Origin of the sequence: Pseudacidovorax sp. NFM-22 (assembly GCF_021401245.1) — a bacterium.
Classification (GTDB): domain Bacteria; phylum Pseudomonadota; class Gammaproteobacteria; order Burkholderiales; family Burkholderiaceae_C; genus Xenophilus.
Genome location: NZ_JACBFY010000002.1, coordinates 143,835 through 160,858, shown reverse-complemented (window position 1 = coordinate 160,858; position 17,024 = coordinate 143,835). Strand labels below are relative to the sequence as shown.

Annotated in this window: 16 protein-coding genes; 6 read left to right on the top strand and 10 right to left on the bottom strand. The window is 69.1% G+C overall.

The annotated features are described in order from the left end of the window. The gene (locus L0984_RS06440) at nt 1–1,998 is read right to left on the bottom strand and encodes a lytic transglycosylase domain-containing protein (protein WP_234192933.1); all 1,998 of its coding nucleotides are present in this window, start codon (nt 1,996–1,998) and stop codon (nt 1–3) included. Between the two features lie 9 nt (nt 1,999–2,007). Between L0984_RS06440 and L0984_RS06435 the strand changes: the two genes are divergently transcribed. After that, nucleotides 2,008–2,625 carry a 5-formyltetrahydrofolate cyclo-ligase gene (locus L0984_RS06435; RefSeq protein WP_114801292.1) on the top strand — a complete coding sequence of 206 codons (618 nt, stop codon included), beginning with the start codon at nt 2,008–2,010 and terminating at the stop codon, nt 2,623–2,625. 87 nt (nt 2,626–2,712) lie between these two features. Here L0984_RS06435 and L0984_RS06430 read toward each other — a convergent pair whose 3' ends face one another. After that, on the bottom strand, nt 2,713–3,696 hold the full coding sequence (locus L0984_RS06430) for a LysR substrate-binding domain-containing protein (protein WP_234192932.1): 984 nt from the start codon (nt 3,694–3,696) through the stop codon (nt 2,713–2,715). A 159-nt stretch (nt 3,697–3,855) separates the two neighbouring features. Here L0984_RS06430 and L0984_RS06425 point away from each other — a divergent pair, with 159 nt between their 5' ends. Then, nucleotides 3,856–4,170, top strand: coding sequence for a DUF2917 domain-containing protein (locus L0984_RS06425; protein ID WP_234192931.1), 315 nt, complete (start codon nt 3,856–3,858; stop codon nt 4,168–4,170). 108 nt (nt 4,171–4,278) lie between these two features. On the opposite strand, the gene L0984_RS06420 is transcribed toward L0984_RS06425, so the two are convergent. Continuing rightward, nucleotides 4,279–4,686 (bottom strand): BLUF domain-containing protein, encoded by a 408-nt coding sequence (locus L0984_RS06420; protein ID WP_234192930.1) that lies wholly within the window; start codon nt 4,684–4,686, stop codon nt 4,279–4,281. Between the two features lie 108 nt (nt 4,687–4,794). Between L0984_RS06420 and L0984_RS06415 the strand changes: the two genes are divergently transcribed. After that, nucleotides 4,795–5,544 (top strand): Crp/Fnr family transcriptional regulator, encoded by a 750-nt coding sequence (locus L0984_RS06415; RefSeq protein ID WP_234192929.1) that lies wholly within the window; start codon nt 4,795–4,797, stop codon nt 5,542–5,544. 211 nt (nt 5,545–5,755) lie between these two features. Here the strand turns inward: L0984_RS06415 and L0984_RS06410 are convergent, their stop codons facing one another. Further along, nucleotides 5,756–6,607, bottom strand: coding sequence for a DUF6279 family lipoprotein (locus L0984_RS06410; protein WP_234192928.1), 852 nt, complete (start codon nt 6,605–6,607; stop codon nt 5,756–5,758). A gap of 85 nt (nt 6,608–6,692) precedes the next feature. On the opposite strand from L0984_RS06410, the gene glmU reads away from it, so the two are divergent. After that, a complete protein-coding gene (gene glmU / locus L0984_RS06405; protein WP_234192927.1) occupies nt 6,693–8,126 on the top strand; it encodes a bifunctional UDP-N-acetylglucosamine diphosphorylase/glucosamine-1-phosphate N-acetyltransferase GlmU in 1,434 nt (477 codons plus the stop codon). 158 nt (nt 8,127–8,284) lie between these two features. Here glmU and L0984_RS06400 read toward each other — a convergent pair whose 3' ends face one another. Next, complete coding sequence (locus tag L0984_RS06400; protein ID WP_234192926.1) at nt 8,285–8,755, bottom strand: Lrp/AsnC family transcriptional regulator; 471 nt, start codon at nt 8,753–8,755, stop codon at nt 8,285–8,287. A 156-nt stretch (nt 8,756–8,911) separates the two neighbouring features. On the opposite strand from L0984_RS06400, the gene glmS reads away from it, so the two are divergent. Continuing rightward, nucleotides 8,912–10,789, top strand: coding sequence for a glutamine--fructose-6-phosphate transaminase (isomerizing) (gene glmS, locus L0984_RS06395; protein ID WP_234192925.1), 1,878 nt, complete (start codon nt 8,912–8,914; stop codon nt 10,787–10,789). A 769-nt stretch (nt 10,790–11,558) separates the two neighbouring features. Here the strand turns inward: glmS and L0984_RS06390 are convergent. From L0984_RS06390 to L0984_RS06370, 5 genes are all read right to left on the bottom strand, one after another. Beyond that, complete coding sequence (locus tag L0984_RS06390) at nt 11,559–12,446, bottom strand: amidohydrolase family protein (RefSeq protein WP_234192924.1); 888 nt, start codon at nt 12,444–12,446, stop codon at nt 11,559–11,561. Beyond that, nucleotides 12,443–13,396 carry a tripartite tricarboxylate transporter substrate-binding protein gene (locus tag L0984_RS06385; RefSeq protein ID WP_234192923.1) on the bottom strand — a complete coding sequence of 318 codons (954 nt, stop codon included), beginning with the start codon at nt 13,394–13,396 and terminating at the stop codon, nt 12,443–12,445. Before L0984_RS06385 ends, L0984_RS06390 begins: the two co-directional genes overlap by 4 nt. 38 nt (nt 13,397–13,434) lie before the next feature. Continuing rightward, nucleotides 13,435–14,409 carry a Bug family tripartite tricarboxylate transporter substrate binding protein gene (locus L0984_RS06380; RefSeq protein WP_234192922.1) on the bottom strand — a complete coding sequence of 325 codons (975 nt, stop codon included), beginning with the start codon at nt 14,407–14,409 and terminating at the stop codon, nt 13,435–13,437. Between the two features lie 29 nt (nt 14,410–14,438). Continuing rightward, the gene (locus tag L0984_RS06375; protein ID WP_234192921.1) at nt 14,439–15,077 is read right to left on the bottom strand and encodes a 4-carboxy-4-hydroxy-2-oxoadipate aldolase/oxaloacetate decarboxylase; all 639 of its coding nucleotides are present in this window, start codon (nt 15,075–15,077) and stop codon (nt 14,439–14,441) included. An 83-nt stretch (nt 15,078–15,160) separates the two neighbouring features. After that, nucleotides 15,161–16,030: an NAD(P)-binding domain-containing protein gene (locus L0984_RS06370; protein WP_234192920.1), complete on the bottom strand. Its 870-nt coding sequence runs from the start codon at nt 16,028–16,030 to the stop codon at nt 15,161–15,163. 198 nt (nt 16,031–16,228) lie between these two features. On the opposite strand from L0984_RS06370, the gene L0984_RS06365 reads away from it, so the two are divergent. Beyond that, the gene (locus tag L0984_RS06365) at nt 16,229–16,918 is read left to right on the top strand and encodes a GntR family transcriptional regulator (RefSeq protein ID WP_234192919.1); all 690 of its coding nucleotides are present in this window, start codon (nt 16,229–16,231) and stop codon (nt 16,916–16,918) included. Nucleotides 16,919–17,024 lie beyond the last annotated feature (106 nt).

Below are 17,024 nucleotides of genomic sequence, written 5' to 3'. Positions count from 1 at the left end.
TCAGGGCAGGTCCTTGTTGGGTTCGGGCTCCGTCGGGTTGCGCGGGCCCACGCTGCCCAGGCGGTCCTTGATGGACTGCGGCCGGCCGTAGATCAGCGCCGCGTAGTTGGTGGTGTTGGCGATCACCTTCTTCACGTAATCGCGCGTCTCGGCAAAGGGGATGTTCTCGGCCCAGATGGCGGCGTCGAGCACCGGCCCATTGCGCCAGTTGCGCGGCCGGCCCGGGCCGGCGTTGTAGGCGGCCGCGGCCAGCGCCATGGAGCCGTCGAAGTCGTCCAGCGCCAGCTTGAGGTAGTTGGTGCCGATGGTGATGTTGGTCTCGCGGTCGGTGATCATGTCCGGCGAGTAGGGCAGGCCGATCTTGCGGGCGGTCCAGCGTGCGGTGGCGGGCATCACCTGCATCAGGCCCGAGGCGCCGACGCCCGAGCGCGCATCCATGATGAAGCGGCTTTCCTGGCGGATCAGGCCGTAGACGTAGGCCGGGTCCAGGCCGATGTCCTGGCTCTTGCGCAGCACCGTGTCGTGGAAGGGCATGGGAAAGCGCTGCACCGCGTCGATGACGCCCTTGGTGCGCTCGCTGGTGTTGATGCAGCGGTCCCACACCTCGCGCTGGCAAGCCAGGTCGGCGGCGGCCAGCAGCGCGCGGTCGTCCATGCCGCCGCGGTCGTGCAGGTTGGTGGCGTAGTTCCACTCGCGCACGCCCTCGGGGCGCAGGCCCATGGCGATGGCGTAGAGGCCGCGTTGCAGCGAGGGGTTGTTCTGCGCGGCGGCGCGCTCCTCGGGCGTGAGGGGCGCGGGTGGCGTGGGCACCTGGGCGCGCTGGCCCAGTTCTTCGAGCGCGAGCAGCTCGTAGAAGCCGCGCGTGCCGGCGATGGTCTCCAGCAGCGTGCGGGCCTCCTGCTGGCGGCGTTCGCCGCCCTGGGCCAGCAGGGCGCGGGCGCGCCAGTAGGTCCAGGTCGGGTCCTGCTGCGCGTCTTCGCTCATGGCGCGGACGGCGGCGTCGACCTCTTTCCACTGGCCCATGCGCAGCGATGCGCGCACCTTCCAGCCGAGCATGTCGTCGGTGAGGTCAGCGTTCTTGCTGACGTTGGCGAAGTAGCCGAAGGCCTGCGGCGAGAGCTTCTGCGCGGCCTGGCGGCCGATGCTGCCCCAGACCCAGTTGCGCTCTTCGGGGCTGAGCATCGGGCCCCATTTGCTGTCGAGCTGCGCGGCGGCGGTGTCGGGATCGGCCACGGCCATGCGCAGCAGCGCCAGCACGACCATCTCCTTGCGGCCGCGCGAGGCGGCCGAGGCCGCGCCAAGCAGGAACTTGACCGCGCTGGCATTGACCTGGTCGAAGGTGGGCAGCGCCTCGAGCGCGACGAGGTTGATGGCGGCGCGGGCGGCGCCGGGGCGATTGGCCTCCATGGCGATGCGCGCCTTCTTCCAGGCGTCGGACTTCGGCATGGCGCCCGCGGCGATCAGCCGGTCGGCGGCGGTGAGGCAACCGTCGTCCAGATCACGTTGCGCCAGCCAGTTGCGGCGCACCTGCTCGACCTGCGCCGTGGTGGCGCGGCCGCTGCGCAGCGCATCGACCAGCACGGCATAGCACTGCACCTCGCGGTCGTCGTTCATGCGGAAGGCCGCATGCGCGGCGGCGAACTCGTCCCACGCGCGGCGCTGGCCCATCAGCAGCAGCCAGTCGTTGCGCAGGCGGTCTTCCTGGTAGGTGCCGGGATAGCGGGCAAAGAAGGCGTTGACCTCGTCGCTGCTGGCGTCGCCCAGGCGCGCCTTCAGCTCCCAGTAGGCGGCCCAGGGTTCGAGCGCATGGCCGCGGGCCTGCGGCAGCAGGGCCGTGAGGCGGGCCTTGTCGCCGCGCTGGAAGGCCTGCTTCATCTGCAGCAGCACATCGTCGTTACGGTTGGCCTGCGCGCAGGCCGGCGGTGCGAGGGTGGCGGCCACCAGGGCCAGGGCGGCGAGCCAGCCGCGGCGGGGTGACAAAATGCCTTGAAACTGCATCGAAGGATTATGGACAAAGCACACGGTGAAGAACGCGCGGGCACGGCGGCCTTTCTCAAGTCCCAGGTCCGCGCGGCGCTCATCGAGCAACGCCTGGCGATGCCCGACCGCCTACAGCGCGCCGACCTGCTGCAGCGCGTGATGCGCTTCTGGCTGGTGGGCCGGCCCGACACGGTGATCGGCGCCTACTGGCCCATCAAGGGCGAGTTCGATCCCCTGCCGGCGCTGCACCGCTGGAAGGAGGACGGCGAGCTGATGGAGGAGCCCCAGCGCCGCCGCATCGGCCTGCCGGTGGTGGACCGCGAGACCAAGACGCTCACCTTCCATGTCTGGTACCCGGGCTGCCCGATGGAGAACGACGCCTACGACATCCCCAAGCCCAAGGACACCGAGCTGATCGTGCCCACGCTGCTGTTCGTGCCCTGCCTGGGCTACAGCGCCGGTGGCTATCGGCTGGGCTATGGCGGCGGCTTCTACGACCGCACGCTGGCGGCGCTGGAGCCGCGGCCCTTCACCGTGGGCCTGGGCTTTGCCAACGGCTTCGTCGACGACTTCGAGCCCGAGGCGCACGACGTGCCGCTGGACGCGATCCTCAACGACAACGGCGTGGTCTGGCCGGTCGGCTGACCGTCCGCCCGGGGGGGCGTAGGGGCGCCTCGGTTTCGCTGGACGGGCGATGTCGCCGACCGCGCAGACGTGCCGCGCGGCCGGTGTTCAGTCCAGTTCCGTGAGCGTGTCCGGGTCCGGCCCGTCGCCGATGGTCTTGCGCGTGATCGCGGCCTGCCCGCGCAGCCAGTCGCAGAAGGCGCGGATCTCCGGCCGCGCGGTGCTGCGCGGTGCCACCAGCAGCCAGTACGCCATGGGCGAATCCATGCGCTGGCGCGGCAGCACCTCCACCAGGTCACCGCTGGCCAGGCTCTCCGCGATGAGCGGGCTGCGCGCCAGCACCACGCCCTGGCCCGACAGGGCGGCCTGCACCATCTGGTAGGCATAGTTGAAGTACAGCCAGCGCCGCGGCTGGGTGCGGGCCAGGCCGTTGGTCTCGAACCAGCGGCGCCAGGTCAGCCACTCCAGGTGCGAGCGATGTGCGTCGCCGGCCTCGATCAGCGTGAAGCGGGCGATGTCGGCCGGCTCGCGGATGGCCGGGCTGCTCTTGATGAGCCAGGGGCTGGCCACTGGCATCAGCGTCTCGCCGAAGAGGCGCACCGCGCCCGCCGGCATGGCCTCGGCGGGGCCGTAGCGCAGCGCCATGTCGATGTCGACCAGCTCCAGGTCCACCGCCACGTCGCTGGCATCGATGCGGATGTCGATGTCCGGATGCTCCTGCTGGAAGGCCTCCAGCCGCGGGATCAGCCACATCGATGCGAAAGAGGCGAAAGTGGTCAGCGCCACGCTCTTGCGGCCGGCGCTCTGGCGGATGAGCCGCACCGCGCCGTCGATGCGCGGCAGCGCCTGCTGCGTGGCCAGCAGCAGCTGCGCCCCCGCACTGGTCAGCTCCACGGCCCGGGTGTGGCGCAGGAAGAGCGGCACGCCCACTTCCTCCTCCAGCGACTGGATCTGGCGGCTGACCGCGGACTGGGTCAGCGCCATCTCCTCGGCTGCGGCGCGGAAGTTCAGGTGCCGGGCCACGGCCTCGAAGGCGCGCAGGTAGCCGGCGCCGATGGGCCGGGTGCGCAGGTGGGTCTGGGAGTGCTGCATGGGGGGGACGAGCCGGATGAGCCAATGGCGATTGATGCGTCGCCGGCATCAGTAGCCTAGCGCGTTTTCATTGGACCGGCCGCGCCTTGCTGCGGATGATCGGTTCCCGACGCAGACGTGGCGCAATGGGCGACACGCTGCGCGACGAGGAGAACCGCCATGACCGCCGCCACCCTGAGCCCCACGACCCGCGAAGCTCTGATCGCCGCGCCCGCCGCCGCGATTCCGCCGGCCGTGCGACGCGGCGCCTGGCAGCTCAAGGCGGGGCAGGCCATCAGCCTGCGGGCACAGAGCCGCAGCGTGCTGCGGCTGCGGCAGGGCCGCGTGTGGGTCACCCGCGATGCCACGGCCCAATGGGGCAGCGAAGACCTGGTCGTCGGTCCCGGCGAATCGCTGGTGGTCGAGGCCGGCCAGCGCATCGTGATGGAGCCCTGGGACGGCTTCGGCGCGACCTACACCTGGGATCAAGACTAACCCCCAGGCTCTGCGCTTCGCGCGCCGCCCACCCCCTTTCAGGGGGCACATCCTGCGGCCCGGCGAAGCCGGTTCCGCGGATGTTCCCGCGTGGCCTGCGGCGCGCTCTCAGGCTTGAATGTCGAAGCCGGCGCGCATGTGCAGGAAGCGCTCCACCGCCGGGACGCCTGAGAGGCTGATCAATGCAGCAAGCGCATCGAGGTCGTCGGTCTGCGCATAGCCCATGTCGAAGCGGTGGTAGCGCCGTTGCAGCAGCACGCCTTCGTGCAGGATGCGCACGTCCTGGTGACGAATGTCGCCGACGATGCGGCCCATCAACGGCTCGAGCGCCGCGCGTGGGCCTTCGAGGTGCTGGAAGAAGCGCAGGCCATCGAAGACCAGCAATCCGCTCACGCCCATCCGCGCGTTGTGCGGCCGGGCCGTCGACAGGATCTGTCCCACCACGGTGGGGGAGGTCTGGGGATCGAGTTGGCTGGTGTAGAAGAACTCGTAAAGGCTGTGGGCGTCAGCAGGCATCGCCACCCACTTTAGGGCGCCGGCCGACGTCCAGCGGGGTTGGACGAATGTCAAAAGACACAGGGCGACTGTCTATATTGGGCGACCTCCAACCCTTGCATCTGCCCGATGTCGGTGTCCCATTCGGCCTGTGGCCATCCGTGCAGCGAATGCCGCCTGCGCAGCCTTCCCGCCTTTCTTGCCCTTTCCGAGCCCGAGCGCCACGCCGTCGCCGAATGGCGGACCGGAAGCCGCCGCGCTGCCGCTGGCGAACGCATCATTGCCGAGCACCTGCGCAGCGACCAGCTCTACACGCTCTACTCCGGCTGGGCCTTCCGCTACAAGACGCTCGGCGATGGGCGGCGGCAGATCCTGAACTTCCTCTTGCCGGGCGACCTGCTCGGCCTGCAGGACGAGTTTGCCGATGGCCGCACCCATGGGGTGGAGGCCGCCTCGGACGTGGTGCTGTGCACCTTTCCCCGTGACCGGCTGTGGGACTTCTTTCTGCAGCATCCCAAGCTGGGCTACGACATCACCTGGCTGGCCGCGCGCGAGGAGAAGATGGTGGACGACAACCTCGTCACCACCGGCCGCCGCACGGCGGCTGAGCGCGTCGCGATGCTGTTGATGCATCTGTACCGCCGTGCCCAGCACCTGGGCATGACGGAAGGCGACAAGGTGGAGTTCCCGTTCCAGCAGCAGCACATCGCCGATGCGCTCGGCCTGTCGCTGGTGCACACCAACAAGACGCTGCGCAAGCTGCAGCGCCTGGGCCTGCACCGGCTGGAAGGTGGCTGGCTGGAGATCCTGGAGCCCCACGCGCTGGCGGCGCTGGGCGACTACTTCGAGCGGCCGATGCGGCCGGTCCCGTTGCTTTAAAGCTCACCCCGTTTGGACTTCCTCACTGCGTGTGGAAGTCCCATCCCCCTCAAGGGGCGCACCCGGCGGCCGGGCGAAGCCCGTTCCGCGGGTGCACTGGCGTGGCCTGCTCCGCGGCCCTTTGATCGGGGTGGCGGCGCCAGTCTCATAGCCGTGTGGGCGGTGCGTCACTGCCGTGGAAAACTGACACGCTGTGCAGCCCGCTGCAGCCTCAAGGCGTGAGCGCGATGAGGTCCTGGCGGTAGCTTTCGATGCGCTGCGCCGCCCGTTCGCGTTGCGCGGGGCTCATCGCCGCGTGGAGCTGGGCGGTGTTGCGGCAGCCTTCCTGCGTCAGCGCGTCCTGCTGCGTGCGCCATTCGCCCGGGGGCGGCTCGAAGACGCGCATCACCAGCGCATGCACGCGTTGCTGCGCCTCGGCGGCCGGCAGGCCGGGCTGCTGTTGCAGACCTCGCAGCAACGCCATCACTTCGGCTTGGCGCGCACGGCGCACGTTGTCCAGCTTCTGGAGGCTGAAGGCCGATTGGCGCACCGCCTGCCGCAGCAGTTCACGCTGGCGCGAGTCCAAGGGGCCGTAGAAGTCCTCGTAGCGGTCCAGGAAGGTGTCGTAGCGCTTGTCCTGCACCTCGGCCGGCAGCAGGCGCAGCCACTCGCGGCGGAACTCGCCGTTGATGCGGGTGAACTTGCGCTCCAGCACCTGCAACTGGGCGGGCGACAGGCTCTGGGCCAGCGTGGTCGCCTCGGGCTCGGCGCGCATGGCCAGCGCCAGCAGGCGCGCCTGTACGGCCTCCGACATGGCGCAGACCTGCGCGGCCGTGATGTCGCCGCGTGCCAGGTCCCGGGCCTGAGCGGCCAGGGCGACGAAGCGGGGCAGTTCCTCGCGGCGGTGCCACTCCTGCAACCCGGCCAGGGCCGCCTTCACCTGCAGGCTCTGGGCGCCGTCGAAGTCCAGGTAGCCGTCCAGCCACCAGTAGCTGATCTCGGGCAGGTTGTTGTAGGCCAGGCGCACCGCGCTGCAGCCGCCGAGCACGAAAGCCAGCAGCAGCGCGCCGATAATCCGCGCCACTTTTCGCAGGCCTCCGGCGCCGCTACGCGGCCCTCGTTGCAGGCCGCCTTCCGCTCCTTCGCTCGCTGCCGCAGCAGCACCGACCATGACCATTGCACCCACCACGTCCAGCCTTTCCTCGATCGCCGTCGATGTCGTCGTCATGGCCGCCGGCAAGGGCACGCGCATGAAGAGTCGCCTTCCTAAAGTGTTGCATCGATTGGCCGGCAGGCCGCTGCTTGCCCATGTGCTGCGTACGGCCGCCGGCCTGGGCGCGCGGCGCGTGGTGGTGGTCACCGGCCACGGCGCAGACGAGGTCGAGGCCGCCATCCCCGCCTGGCAATTGGGCGCCGACGTGCGCTGCGTGCGCCAGTCGCCGCAACTGGGCACGGGCCACGCCGTGCAGCAGGCCGTGCCGGCGCTGGCCGGCGACGGCGTGGTGCTGGTGCTGTCGGGCGACGTGCCCCTGATCGGCGAGGACACGCTGCGCGCCCTGGTCGAGGCCAGCGGCGGCGAGCGTCTGGCCTTGCTCACCATCGACCTGCCCGATCCCACCGGCTATGGCCGAGTGCTGCGCGACACGAGCGGCGGCGTGCGGGCCATCGTCGAGCACAAGGATGCGACCGAGGCCCAGCGCCAGGTGCGCGAGATCTATTCGGGCGTGATGGCGGCGCCAGCCCGCGCGCTGGCCGGCTGGCTGGCGCGGCTGTCCAACGACAACGCCCAGGGCGAGTACTACCTGCCCGACGTGGTCGGCATGGCCGTGGCCGAGGGCCTGCCCGTGGTGGCGCAGAAGACCACCGACGCGCTGCAGGTGGCCGGCATCAACAGCCCCGCGCAACTGGCCGCGCTGGAGCGCGACTGGCAGCGCCGCCAGGCCGAGCGCCTGATGGACGCCGGCGTGCGCCTGGCCGACCCGGCGCGCTTCGACCTGCGTGGCGAGCTGGACTGCGCCGCCGATGTCGAGATCGACATCAACTGCATCTTCGAAGGCCGCGTGAGCCTGGGCGAGGGCGTGCGCATCGGCGCGCACTGCGTCATCTCGGATGCGCGCATCGAGGCCGGTGCGGTGATCCATCCCTACACCCACATCGCCGGCGAAGCGGCCGGCGTGGTCGTGGGCGCGGGCGCGCTCATCGGCCCCTATGCCCGCCTGCGCCCCGGCGCGCAACTGGGCCGCGAGGTGCACATCGGCAACTTCGTTGAGGTGAAGAACTCGACCCTGGCCGACGGCGCCAAGGCCAACCACCTGGCCTACCTAGGCGACGCCACGGTGGGCGAGCGCGTCAACTACGGCGCCGGCAGCATCACCGCCAACTACGACGGCGCCAACAAGCACCGCACGGTGATCGGCGACGACGTGCACGTGGGCAGCAACTGCGTGCTGATCGCGCCGGTGACGATCGGTGCCGGCGGCACCATCGGCGGCGGCTCGACCATCGGCAAGAGCACCGAGCCCGGTGCGTTGACGGTGGCCCGGGCGCGGCAGGTGAGCTTCGCGAACTGGAAGCGGCCGGTGAAGGGCGCGAAGAAGCCCTGACGGCATGACCGACTCCCTCTCCCCTCGCGGGAGAGGGCGGGGGAGAGGGGGCCGCAATGCGGGCGCCCGGCTCGACTGAGGCGAAGCATCCGCCCCTCTCCTCCAATCCCCTGGCGCGCGGGGAGAGGGGTTTGCCGCGCCAATGCAACGGACATGCCCTATTCCAGCGGCACCCGCGGCTCGAACTTGGCCCGGCGCACGCTGAAGAAGGCCTTCACGTTGCGCACGTTCGCATCGCTGGTGAACAGACGCTGTGCCAGCGCCTGGTAGGCGGGCATGTCGCGCACGGTGACGATGAGCACGAAATCCGGGCCGGGCGAGACGCGGTAGCACTGCTGCACCGCCTCGTCCGGGGCAACGCGCGCCTCGAAGGCGGTCAGGGATTGCTCGTCCTGCCGGTCCAGCGAGATCTCCACGATGGCCGTGAGCGTGGCGCCCAGGCGGTCGGCGTCCAGCAATGCCACTTGGCGCGCAATCAGGCCCGACTGGCGCAGGCGCTGCACGCGCCGCAGACAGGTGGGGGGCGACAGGTGCAGGTCGGCCGCCAGCTGCTGGTTGGTGCGGGAGGCATCGCGCTGCAGGGCCTCCAGCAGACGCCGGTCAATGGCATCGAGGTTCAAAAATTCCATGATCGATGCTCGAATGAAGGTTTAATCCACTCCCCTGAGGTAACGGAATAAACAGTCAATCAATGCAGAAAAACGAAAGCAACGTTCATTCTGCCTCGCCTAGCATCGTCCACCTCGGCAGCACGCCTGCTGCTCCCACCTCCTGGAGACCTCCCCATGTGCGGCATCGTCGGCGCAGCCTCCCATCGCGACATCGTTCCCCTGCTGGTGCAGGGCTTGCAGCGGCTGGAATACCGCGGCTATGACTCCTGCGGCGTGGCCGTGCATGCGGGCGGCGGCCTGGGCCGGGCGCGCACCACCTCGCGCGTGGCCGACCTGCTGACGCAGGTGAGCACCGAGCACATCCAAGGCCAGACCGGCATCGCCCACACGCGCTGGGCCACGCACGGCGCGCCGGCCGTGCACAACGCGCATCCGCATTTCAGCCATGGCGTGGGCGAGCTGCCCAACAGCCAGCGGCCGCCGAGGATCGCGCTGGTGCACAACGGCATCATCGAGAACCACGAGAGCCTGCGCGTGCAGTTGCAGGCGCGTGGCTACGTCTTCGCCAGCCAGACCGACACCGAGGTCATCGCCCACCTGATCGACAGCGCCTACGACGGCGACCTGTTCGAGGCCGTGAAGACCGCCGTGGCGCAACTGCATGGCGCCTATGCGATCGCCGTCATCTGCCGCGACGAGCCGCACCGCGTGGTCGGCGCGCGCGCCGGCTCGCCGCTGGTGCTGGGCGTGGGCCAGGGCGAGAACTTCCTGGCCAGCGACGCCATGGCGCTGGCCGGTGTGACCGACCAGATCGTCTACCTGGAAGAGGGTGATCTGGTCGACCTTCAGCCCGGCAAGTACTGGATCGCCGACCGCCACCACAAGCGCGTCGAGCGGCGCGTGCGCACCGTGCATGCTCACAGCGGCGCGGCCGAGCTGGGTCCGTACCGCCACTACATGCAGAAGGAAATCTTCGAGCAGCCGCGCGCCATTGCCGACACGCTGGAAGGCGTCGAGGGCATCGTGCCCGAGCTGTTCGACGGTGCCGAGGTGGACGGCCAGCCCGGCGCCAGCGCCTACCGCGTGTTCCAGGAGATCGACCAGGTGCTGATCCTGGCCTGCGGCACCAGCTACTACAGCGGCTGCACCGCCAAGTACTGGCTGGAGGGCATCGCCGGCGTGCCCACGCAGGTGGAGATCGCCAGCGAATACCGCTACCGCGATTCGGTGCCCAACCCGCGCACGCTGGTGGTCACCATCAGCCAGTCGGGCGAGACGGCGGACACGCTGGCGGCCCTGCGCCACGCGCGCAGCCTGGGCATGGCGCAGACGCTGACCATCTGCAACGTGGCCACCAGCGCCATGGTGCGCGAATGCAAGCTGGCCTACATCACGCGCGCCGGCGTGGAGATCGGCGTGGCCTCGACCAAGGCCTTCACCACGCAGCTGGCCGGGCTCTTCCTGCTGACGCTGGCGCTCGCCCAGTCCAAGGGCCGGCTGAGTGAGGAGGACGAGGCACGCTACCTGAAGGAGATGCGCCACCTGCCCGTCGCGTTGCAGTCGGTGCTGGCGCTGGAGCCGCAGGTGGTGGCCTGGGCCGAGGACTTCGCGCGCAAGGAGAACGCGCTCTTCCTGGGCCGCGGGCTGCACTACCCCATCGCCCTGGAAGGGGCGCTCAAGCTCAAGGAAGTGACCTACATCCATGCCGAGGCCTATGCCGCCGGCGAGCTCAAGCACGGGCCCCTGGCGCTCGTCACCAGCGAGATGCCCGTCGTGGCCGTGGCGCCCAACGACGCGCTGCTGGACAAGCTCAAGAGCAACCTGCAGGAAGTGCGCGCCCGCGGCGGCGTGCTCTACGTGCTGGCCGACGGCGACACGCACATCGAGAACAGCGAGGGCCTGCACGTGATCCGCATGCCCGAGCACTACGGCCGCCTGTCGCCGCTGCTGCACGTGGTGCCGCTGCAGCTGCTGGCGTATCACACGGCCTGTGCAAGGGGGACGGATGTGGACAAGCCGCGGAACCTGGCGAAGAGCGTGACGGTGGAGTGAGGGGGCAAGTCTGGAACACTCTCGTCAGGAGCGTACTGTCCATAGCTCGTGCCAACACTTCGACGGCCTCGACCCATTCAAGCGGCTCCTGCGGCCGTACACGCTGCCCCCAAGTATTCGCCTGCAGATCGTCCTGGACAGGACGAGACCCACAACATACCGAACACGTCCTGCTCGCCGGCTGCCAGAACCAGGGCCGTACTCATTGAGCAAGCCTAGGGTTGGCCTGACCACCCGTGCCGGTTGATCTGGCTCGGCCATGGCACGGAGCTTGGAAGCCGTGCATGGCGGCGATGAAGCGCCTGTCGCCCCTGGGGCGGCTGGCTGTCATGGTCGATGTCTCACTCGACCCCTGGTCGGCCCGTGTCTCAGCCGCGGTGTTCTCCCAGTCCCGCCGCTGGGTGCAGGCGTGTCGTAGATGTTGGCCTTGCCTGCGGTGGCGAACTCCTCCCGCACGAGGCGAAGGGCTTCAGGTCGTCAGGCCCAGCAAATTCGACAGGGGTTACGGTGGTAAGCCAGCGGCCTGGAGTTGACCGTCCGATTGAAGACATGCGGGCCAGCCGGCCGCCGCGGCTGTCGGCGAAGTCGAGCACTACGGCTTGTATGGTGCTGAACATCGTGCTGCGGTAGCTTCCCAGTGAGGGCCGGCGCGCCTGTGGCTGGGCGTGAGCATGACCACCCGCGTTTCGTCGGCGCGCAGCGCCGGTCGCCACCCTGAGTGCCGCGACCAGCGCGTCTACCAGAGGCTGCAGTTGCCGGTTTCGGCTGCCTACATGCCGAAGCCGTACAAGGCGCGGGGGTTCTCCACCAGGATCCGGTGCCTCTCTTCCGCCGAGAACCACTGCGACAGCAGTTCCAACAGGGCCCCATCGTCCGGCTTGCGGGCGCCCTCGGTCACGTGGGGCCAGTCGGTGCCCCAGACCAGGCGGTCGACGAACCGCGCGGCCAGCCTTTGCACGCATGCGCCGAGTTCCTCGAAATCGGCCGAGTGGGGAGAGGCGATGTAGGGGGCCGACAGCTTGAGCCAGATTCGGCCGGTGGAAAGCAGGCGGATGAGCAACGCTTCGATGGCGGGCCGCAGTTCCGGATCCGTGTCCAGATGGGCGTAATGGTCGATGACGACAGGCACCGGCAAGCGGGCCAGTCGGTCGGCCAAGTCCACCAGTGTGCGCGCCTGTGCATGGATCTGGACATGCCAGCCCAGAGGGCGGATCAGCGCGGCCACGGCTTCGAGCATGCGCTCATGCGTGGCGCCGGCCTGTACGAGGTTGAACCGCACGCCCACGACGCCCGCTTCCTCCAGCTCGCGCAACTGCGCCGGCGTGGTCGTCGGATCGATGACCGCAACGCCTCTGGCGCTGCCGCCCAGGGCCTTCAAGCCGGCCACCAGCACACGATGGTCCAGCCCGTAGCTGGACGGCTGCACCACGACGTTGCGGGACAGGCCCAGGCGCCGCTGAAGCGCCCGGTAGTCTTGCGGTGTCGCGTCCGGGTGGGTCAGCACGCCGGGGCCGACGTACGGCCACGCGTTGTCGAACAGATGCATGTGGCAGTCGCAGGCGCCCTGCGGCACGGCAAAGGCCGGTCGGGCAGCGCCGGTCGAGAAGGGTGCGTTCAGCCCATCGTGCTGTTCGGGCGCGCTGGAGGCCGGGTTCATTTCTTCAGCTTGGCTGCGTCGTTCCAGAAGGCGTACGACTTGGCCAGTTCGGCGCTGGACTGGGGCAGGTCGGTGGGCGCCAGATCGAGCGACATCTCCTTGATCCGCGCCTGCACCTCGGCATCCTTGAGCACGGTACGCAAGGCGGCATTGAACTTTTGGGCCAGCGCCGGCGACAGCCCTTTGGGCGCGAAGAAGGCATTGAAGCTGTTGACGTTGACGCCCGTGAAGCCCAGCTCTTCGAAGGTCGGCACGTCGGGCAGCAGCGACGAGCGCTTGCCGCCCGAGATGGCCAGGATGCGGACCTTGCCGCCCTGCGCCATCTGCACACCTTCCGGTTCGCCGGTGACGCCGGACGCGAGCTGCCCGCCGATGAGCTGGGGCATCATCTGCGCCGAGCCGCCGAAGGCGATGGCCTCCATCTTCACGTTGGCCTTGCGCGTGATGGCGGCGCCGATGATGTCCGGCACGCCACCCTGCAGCGGCACCCCGTAGTTGCCCTGCTGCGGGTCCTTGCGGACCAGCTCGACGAACTCGGGCAGCGTCCTGGCCGGGCTGGTCAGCGGGACGGCGAACGTCCACTGGAAGCGCGCCACCTGGCCCACCGGCACGAAGTCGCGCACCGCGTCGTAGCCGGCTGTCGGCGTGATCAGGGGAACGACCACCACCGAATGGTCCAGCGCCAGCAGAAACGTCGAGCCGTCGGCCGGTGCCGCCTTGACGGCCGCGGTGCCGATCAGCCCGCTCGCGCCGGGCCGGTTGTCCACGATGACGGTCTGGTTCAGTTCCTTGCTCAGCCTGGGTCCCAGCAGGCGCGCGAGCGCATCCGTGGCTCCGCCGGGTGCGAAGGGCACGACGATCCGGATGGGGTTCTTGAAGTCCTGCGCGCCGGCGGCTGCCGCCATGAGGGCCGCCATGGCGCCCACGATCAGGGTTCTCTTGTTCAGCATGGGTGATGTCTCCTTGTGTTGTGTTCCGATGCAGGGTGTCAGTCGACCTTGGCGCCGGTGTCCTTGATGACCTTGGCCCAGCGGTCCCCTTCGCGCTTCATGTAATCCAGGTATTCGTCGGCGCTGCCGCCGAGGACGACCGAACCCTGCGCGGTGAGCCGCTCCTGCGTCGGCTTGTCGGCCAGCGTCTTCCTGAGCGCCACGCTCACCGCGTCCACCACCTCCCGGGAGGCGCCCTTGGGCAGCATCAGCCCCTGCCAGGCGCCCATGTCCATGGTCGTCTTGCCCGTCGCCTCGCGGATCGTGGGAACCTCCGGCGCCAGGGCCGAGCGCTTCTCGCTCGTGATCGCCAGGGCGCGCAGGGCGCCGCTCTTCACATGTGCGATGGCTTCGTTGATGGGCAGGAACATGAACTGCGTGGTGCCGGCGAGCAGGTCGGCCACGGCGGGCGCACTGCCCTTGTAGGCCACATGCGTGGCCTGGATGCCCGTCTCCTTGGCGAAGAGTGCGGCGCCCAGATGCAGGAGCGCGCCGGAGCCCGAGGAGCCGTAGTTCATTTCACCCGGCTTCGTCCTGGCCAGCGCAACGAACTCGCCGACGCTCTGCGCGGGCACCTTGGGGTTCACCACCAGCAGCAGCGGGATCGTCGCGGTGAGCGAGATGGGCGTGTAGTCGGCATAGGGGTCGAAGCCCGGCTTGGCGTACAGCGAGGGCGCGAGCACGACGGCCGAGGTCGCATAGAACATCGTGTAGCCGTCCGGCGCGCCCCGCTTGGCCTCCACCGCGCCGAGGTTGCCGCCGGCCCCGCCCTTGTTGTCGACCACGACGGTGCCGCGCAACTGCCTGCCCAGTTCCTGCGCCACGATGCGGGCGTTGATGTCGGCCGAGCCGCCGGCGGCGAATGCCACCACCATGCGGATGGGCTTCGAGGGGTAATCGTCGGCCGCCTGAGCGTGCGACAGGGGCAACAGGAGGGCGGCGCAGGACAGCGCCAGGGTGAGGAACTTGCGCATGGGGTTGTCTCCGTGGTGATGGAAAGCGCTCAGACGAGGCCGAGGCGCTTCAGGGCGTCCGTCAGGTTGAGCAGGTCCGCCGTCATCGCGCCCTGCTCGATGGCCTTGCGCTGGCCGGCTTCCTTTTCCTCGCGCGCCAGGCTGCTGTGGATGGCCGAGGCCACCTCGTCCTTGGGCACCACGGCGATGCCGTCGCGGTCGCCCACGATGATGTCGCCGGGGTGGATGAGAACGTCGCCGAAGGTGACGGGCACGTTGAGCTTGCCGGGCTGGTTCTTGCCCGTCCCCTTGATCGACAGGCCGCGGCAGAAGACGGGAAAGCCCAGCTCGATGATGAGGTTCGCGTCGCGCACGCAGCCGTTGATGACCAGGCCGGCGATGCCGACCTTCATGGCCTGGATCGTCAGCACGTCGCCCCAGGGGCCGGCCTCCATGAAGCCCTTGGCGTCGACCACGAGCACGTCGCCCGGGCTGGCCTTCTGCACGGCGTAGTGCAGCATGAGGTTGTCGGCGGGCCGGCAATCGACGGTCAGTGCCGGCCCCGCCAGGCGGGTCGTGGGATCGATCGGCTTGATGCCCTGGTCGAGCGCGCCTTTGGCGCCCTGGGCCTCGTACACGGTGGCGGCGCCGAGGTCGCGAAGCTGCTTGATCTGGTCTTGGGTGGCCAAGATGTTCTCCAAAAAGATAGGGGCGAAAACGGGCGGACCGGGCGCCGTCGGCATCCAGTCCGCAGGAAAGAGAAAGGGGTTCGCTAAGCGGTGGCGGTGGCGGTGGCGAGCAGCCAGTCGAGCGCCTGTTCGACGGTCGGATCGGCGGCAGGCAGCGGCGTCTTCTCGAGTGCCGCGACCGTGGCCTCGAAGCGTTGCGCCACACCCGGCAGAACGACGGAGGGCAGGCCCTGCGCGCTCAACTCGCCCTGCGCGTCGTGGACCTCATGCGCCCGCCGCCGGGCATGCACCACGTGCGTTCGCACCAGCATGTCCATGAACGATCGCAGGGGGGTCTGGTCGATGTCGGCCAACTGGGCGTACAGCTCGCTGCGCACGCCCTGTTTCTCGGCGCTGGTCAGCAGCTCGACACACAGCGCTTCCAGGCCTTTGGTGAAGACGCTGCGCAGGATCTTGAGCGAGATGGCGTCGCCGGCCTTGGCCCTCTCGATCACCTGCACACGGCCGCCGGCCTGCTCCAGGATGGCCTTGAAGTCGGCCGCTCCCGCGCCGGACACCAGCAGCGGCGTGCGGACCCTGTTCAACGAGATGGCGCTCATGATGGCCGTGTCGACGTACTGGACGCCGGACGCCGCGGCCTTCGATGCGGCCTCGCGCTTGACGGCAGGACTGGCGGTCGTGAAGTCCGCGACCGATGCGCCGTCTGCCAGATGCGGCAAGGCCGCTTCCAGCGCCGGCAGTGCCGTCGTGCCGGTGACGCAGGAGAACACCCATTGCGCCTCGCCCAGCCATGCGCCCGGACCGGGATGGATGGGCACGCCCAGGGTGGCGGCGAGTGCGTGGGCCGCGGCCGAAGGCCGGGCCTCGCAGACGCTGAGTTCGAAGCCGGCGGCATGGAGCGGGGCTGCGAAGCAGCGGCCGACTTCGCCCAGGCCAATGATTGCAATGCGCATGAAGGCGGTTCCTTGAAAGTACAAAAATAATACAAATAAAGAAAATGGGCGGCAATGCATTCGAGGGTTTCACCTAGGAAAGCTATGATGCTGCGCTCCGGGGAGAACAAAAAAAGTACATATCTCCGGAGTTCGTGCGTCGTGCGCGGGCGTTGGAGGCGGGTGTCTAGAATCCCGCGCCCAACGACAATCCCGGACATGCAAGGCAGAGACAAGGCATACGAGGTCCTCAGGCAGCGCCTGGTCGGCGGCCACTACAGCCCGGGCACTCAACTCAAGGAAGAGCCGCTCGCGCGCGAGCTGGGATTGAGCCGTACCCCCGTGCGGACGGCGCTCAGGCGCCTGGTGGCAGATGGCCTGGCCACCGACAGCGCCGGGCAGGGGATCCACGTGGCGGAGTGGTCCGAATGGGACATCGAGGAGACGTTCCAGCTGCGGATGCTGCTCGAGCCCTACGCCTCGTCGCTCGCGGCGCAACGCGGTGGCGACGCACTGGTCGCCCGGCTTACCGAGAGCAACGACCGCATGGCGGCCGCCATTGCCGCTGGCGATGCGCAGCACATCGCCACCATCCAGGACGCCAATCGCACATTCCACCGGGCCTTGCTGGAGGCCTCCGGTTCATCGCGGCTGCGCGCGATGCTGGAGACGATGATCGACATGCCGGTCATCGTCCGTTCGTTCTACATCTACACCACCGCCGAACTGGAGCAGAGCCTGCATCACCACCGCGACCTCACGCTGGCGGTCATTGCACGCGATGGAGAGCTGGCGCGGCAGGTCATGCAACTGCACCTGCGGATGTCCTACCACCGCTTCATGAAGCACCGCGACGAATTCGCGCGTGCGCGCACCCGGGCTGCCGCCACGCCGCGTGGCGAGACGTAGACGCGCGCATCGATGTCCCGTTCCCGCGTCGGCTTCCGTCAAGTGATGTGATGACGGCACCGCCCGGTGCCGCGCCAGCCTGACCGTCAGCGGCTTCGTGCCTGCC

What these genes read in the sequence shown, in the direction of transcription:
- glmS (WP_234192925.1), top strand. Translation starts at nt 8,912, where the DNA reads ATGTGCGGCATCGTCGGCGCAGCCTCCCATCGCGACATCGTTCCCCTG.
- L0984_RS06425 (WP_234192931.1), top strand. Translation starts at nt 3,856, where the DNA reads ATGACCGCCGCCACCCTGAGCCCCACGACCCGCGAAGCTCTGATCGCC.
- L0984_RS06380 (WP_234192922.1), bottom strand. Translation starts at nt 14,409, where the DNA reads ATGCGCAAGTTCCTCACCCTGGCGCTGTCCTGCGCCGCCCTCCTGTTG.
- L0984_RS06415 (WP_234192929.1), top strand. Translation starts at nt 4,795, where the DNA reads ATGTCGGTGTCCCATTCGGCCTGTGGCCATCCGTGCAGCGAATGCCGC.
- L0984_RS06370 (WP_234192920.1), bottom strand. Translation starts at nt 16,030, where the DNA reads ATGCGCATTGCAATCATTGGCCTGGGCGAAGTCGGCCGCTGCTTCGCA.
- L0984_RS06365 (WP_234192919.1), top strand. Translation starts at nt 16,229, where the DNA reads ATGCAAGGCAGAGACAAGGCATACGAGGTCCTCAGGCAGCGCCTGGTC.
- L0984_RS06420 (WP_234192930.1), bottom strand. Translation starts at nt 4,686, where the DNA reads ATGCCTGCTGACGCCCACAGCCTTTACGAGTTCTTCTACACCAGCCAA.
- L0984_RS06385 (WP_234192923.1), bottom strand. Translation starts at nt 13,396, where the DNA reads ATGCTGAACAAGAGAACCCTGATCGTGGGCGCCATGGCGGCCCTCATG.
- L0984_RS06430 (WP_234192932.1), bottom strand. Translation starts at nt 3,696, where the DNA reads ATGCAGCACTCCCAGACCCACCTGCGCACCCGGCCCATCGGCGCCGGC.
- L0984_RS06440 (WP_234192933.1), bottom strand. Translation starts at nt 1,998, where the DNA reads ATGCAGTTTCAAGGCATTTTGTCACCCCGCCGCGGCTGGCTCGCCGCC.
- L0984_RS06400 (WP_234192926.1), bottom strand. Translation starts at nt 8,755, where the DNA reads ATGGAATTTTTGAACCTCGATGCCATTGACCGGCGTCTGCTGGAGGCC.
- L0984_RS06390 (WP_234192924.1), bottom strand. Translation starts at nt 12,446, where the DNA reads ATGAACCCGGCCTCCAGCGCGCCCGAACAGCACGATGGGCTGAACGCA.
- L0984_RS06435 (WP_114801292.1), top strand. Translation starts at nt 2,008, where the DNA reads ATGGACAAAGCACACGGTGAAGAACGCGCGGGCACGGCGGCCTTTCTC.
- glmU (WP_234192927.1), top strand. Translation starts at nt 6,693, where the DNA reads ATGACCATTGCACCCACCACGTCCAGCCTTTCCTCGATCGCCGTCGAT.